At 34.8% G+C, this 3,418-nt stretch carries 3 protein-coding genes and 3 tRNA genes; 1 reads left to right on the top strand and 5 read right to left on the bottom strand.

Annotated features, from left to right (window positions below; translation table 11 throughout):
• Nucleotides 1-972: aldehyde dehydrogenase family protein (locus AA81_RS13565; protein WP_146050416.1), on the top strand; the 972-nt coding region annotated here is incomplete at its 5' end.
• A gap of 52 nt (nt 973-1,024) precedes the next feature.
• On the opposite strand, the gene AA81_RS13560 is transcribed toward AA81_RS13565, so the two are convergent.
• The 5 genes from AA81_RS13560 to AA81_RS13540 form a co-directional block, all read right to left on the bottom strand.
• A tRNA-Gly gene (locus AA81_RS13560) sits at nt 1,025-1,099 on the bottom strand.
• Between the two features lie 10 nt (nt 1,100-1,109).
• A tRNA-Leu gene (locus AA81_RS13555) sits at nt 1,110-1,197 on the bottom strand.
• A 17-nt stretch (nt 1,198-1,214) separates the two neighbouring features.
• Nucleotides 1,215-1,290, bottom strand: a tRNA-Lys gene (locus AA81_RS13550).
• Between the two features lie 138 nt (nt 1,291-1,428).
• Nucleotides 1,429-2,490, bottom strand: a complete 1,062-nt coding sequence (locus tag AA81_RS13545; protein WP_103078051.1) for an ABC transporter permease — start codon at nt 2,488-2,490, stop codon at nt 1,429-1,431.
• Nucleotides 2,480-3,418 (bottom strand): ABC transporter permease (locus AA81_RS13540; RefSeq protein ID WP_146050415.1); only part of this gene is annotated, 939 nt, incomplete at its 5' end. The genes AA81_RS13545 and AA81_RS13540, both read right to left, overlap by 11 nt.

The following is a 3,418-nucleotide window of genomic DNA, read 5'->3' as shown; positions in this document are numbered from 1 at the left end:
GCATACTTCTTCATGAAATTACTACAAGAAGCTGGATTGCCCGATGGAGTAATAAATTTCATACCTGGTTCAGGATCCAAAATTGGAAGTATAGTTTTTAAAGATCCTAACTTTACTGGATTACATTTCACCGGTTCAGCTCCAACTTTTCAAAATATGTGGGAAACAATCGGGAAGAACATAAGAAATTATAAAACTTACCCAAGAATAGTTGGAGAAACAGGTGGAAAGGACTTTGTGATTGCACATGAAAGTAGTGAAATAGAACCACTGGTAACAGCGCTAATTAGGGGAGCATTTGAATATCAAGGTCAAAAATGTTCGGCTGTCTCAAGAGCTTATATACCTGACAACATCTGGCCGAAAGTAAAAGAAAATTTGATCGAAAATTTGAAAGAAATTAAAATCGGCTCTCCAGAAAATTTCACCAACTTTATGAATGCTGTAATTGACAAAGAGGCTTTTGATAAGATGAAAAGTTACATAGATTTTGCAAAGGAAAGTAATGAGGCAGAAATAATCTATGGTGGAAAGTGCGATGATTCTATTGGATATTTTATTGAGCCAACTGTAATACTAACGACTAATCCAAAGTTTAAAACTATGGTAGAAGAAATATTTGGCCCTGTTTTAAGTATCTACGTTTACGATACAAAAGAATTTGACGATGTATTGAAATTATGTGATGAAACTTCACCCTATGGTTTAACTGGAGCGATCTTCGCTCAAGATAGAAAGGCTATTAAAAAGGCAGAGGAAGTACTCGTTAACGCTGCCGGAAACTTCTACATCAACGATAAACCTACTGGTGCTGTGGTGGCTCAACAACCGTTTGGTGGTGCAAGAGCTTCAGGAACAAACGACAAAGCTGGAAGCGTTATAAACCTTTTAAGATGGGTTTCCGCCAGAGCAGTTAAAGAAAATTTCGTTCCACCAAAAGATTTCAAATATCCATTCATGAAAGAAGAATGAAGACAGCCTCACGGCAAGTAAGTAAAATGTCCCCACCAGGGGACTTTTTTATTGGAGCGGATAATGGGATTCGAACCCACGACCCCTTGCTTGGCAAGCAAGTGCTCTACCGCTGAGCTATATCCGCAATATTTGGCTGGTGCGCGAGGTGGGACTTGAACCCACACGGATTATTAATCCACAGGATTCTAAGTCCTGCGCGTCTGCCAGTTCCGCCACTCGCGCTAATAACTATAAAAAAATGGTGACCCGCCTGGGATTCGAACCCAGGACCCTTTGATTAAAAGTCAAATGCTCTACCAGCTGAGCTAGCGGGTCACTTAGTAGTTACGTATATCAAAATTCTTTTTTGCAACCGTTGAATATTATAACCGTTCACAACACTTTTGTCAAGTCTAAAGTTAAAACAACAAGTAAAATTGAGTTTAATATTCATTGTTTTTTTACTTTTTTTAATTATTTCTCTTCTTTCAAAAAAATCTCAGACGAGACGAACAAGAGGAAAAGCCCTCCTACAAACAAAACCAAATTAATTATTACAAAGGCGTTTAAGCCAATTTGTTTGATATTTCCTGTGTACCTTATTAAATCAACCACATACTTAACCGGTAAAATATTACTTACCCATCTGACAGAAGTGGGCAAAAATTCAACAGGGAAATATACCCCTGAAAAGAAAGTCATTACAACATAAAGGATAGAAGCAATTTCTATCGTTACCGAAGGTTCTTTGAACAACAATAAAAGCAATATCCCAAATCCCATCATTCCTATAGATGAAGTAAAAAACACTATAACAAGCAGTCCCCAGTTGAATGTCAAACTCGAATCAAACATTATTTTACCTAAAAAAACTATAATAAACATGGATATGAGATTCAAAAAAAGCTTAGTGGATGAAGCCGATAAAGTAAATTCTATCGGTTTCATTGGTGAGGCTTTAAGTCTTTTAATTGTGCCTAGTTTTCGATATCTTCCAAATACATTTATCATTGAAAACATGCCACCTGATAAAAGCGATAATCCTATAACTCCTGTCAAAATAAAATCCAAAGTATTTTCTTGCCTTTCTCCTATGGGGGTTTCAACAAATTCCACGTTTATATAATCTTCATTCATCCCTATAAAATACTTTTTCAACAAACTTTGCAATTTTAATTTTAAAAATATATTGCTCTGATTATTTATGTCTGTTCCTTTTTGAACAAAGGTTATTTGATTATTCTCAACTATAATTATTCCCATATCGATTTGATCGCTTTCTAAAGCTTGACTTAAAGAGTTTTTGTCTTCAAAAATTAACACTTGATAAGGAAGAGCTTCTACAATCCCTTCTCCAAAGTTACCAGCGATTCCCAATTTATACTCAACACTTTGGTCAGTCTCTGTACCAAAAATAATCCCGAAAAGAAACATCAATAGAACGGGTAGAAGGAGAGTAAAGAACACTTCGAAACCATTTCTAAAGGTTTCTTTATAAAATATACTCACTAAAGAAAACATGCGTTTATTTTTCACAATAAACCATCCCCTTATAACTCATTGAAAAGATTAAGATAGATGCCACCATCCAGATAACAGGGACGATTATATTAACAGGGACAAGAACATTCCCAGTCATCAACTTCCTCATCCCATCCACTAAATAAGTAACAGGGTTAAAATAAACGTACCATCTTATAAACCAAGGTGTATTAGTCACCTCAAAATAAAATCCACTTAAAAAAATGGTCGCTTGATATATGACCTGAGAAATTGCTTCGGCGGATCCCATATTTTTATACAAAGAAGAAAGAAGAAGGCCGACACTCAGTATCACGAGGATTGAAAAACCACTGTAGGCTATAAACTCTGGTTTATATATATCCGGACTAACATCAAAAAGGTAAGCCTCAATGTATAAAACGATCAAAGAAAGTAACAGTAGGATGAGATGTGAAAGTAAAAAGCTAAAAAAGTATTCGTTCCCTTTTATAGGAGTGGAGTTTAGCCTTTTAAAAACACCTTTTTCAACGTAATACGAAAAATAAATAGGCATATTAAATACAGCTACAGTCAAAACAGACATCAAAATAATGGCAGGAAATAGGAAATCTCTGTATCTATACGGTTCTGACTGTTTTATACCTATAATCTCTTCATTAACCGCTAATTTTACTTCTTCCCCTCTTGTGTACATCATTATATTCATTTCATCCAAAAATACTTCAAAAATGTCTCTTGCATACATAGAAGCACTATCGTTGGTATAATAAACTTTTATATCAGGAATCTCAATAGTTTTGATCAAAAATTTCAGATTAAGTAAATTAAAGTTTTCAGGAAACACTACAAAAGCACTTACTTCAGATTTTTTTAAATTCCGAAGTCCTTTTTCGAAAGAATCATACTCCACTACTTTAAAAGGGATATGATTTGATTCAGACGGAGAAAAGACATCATCGAA

This window comes from Petrotoga halophila DSM 16923 (genome assembly GCF_002924615.1).
The sequence above is the reverse complement of the archived record's forward strand: the minus strand, read 5'-3'. Positions and strand labels throughout refer to the sequence as shown.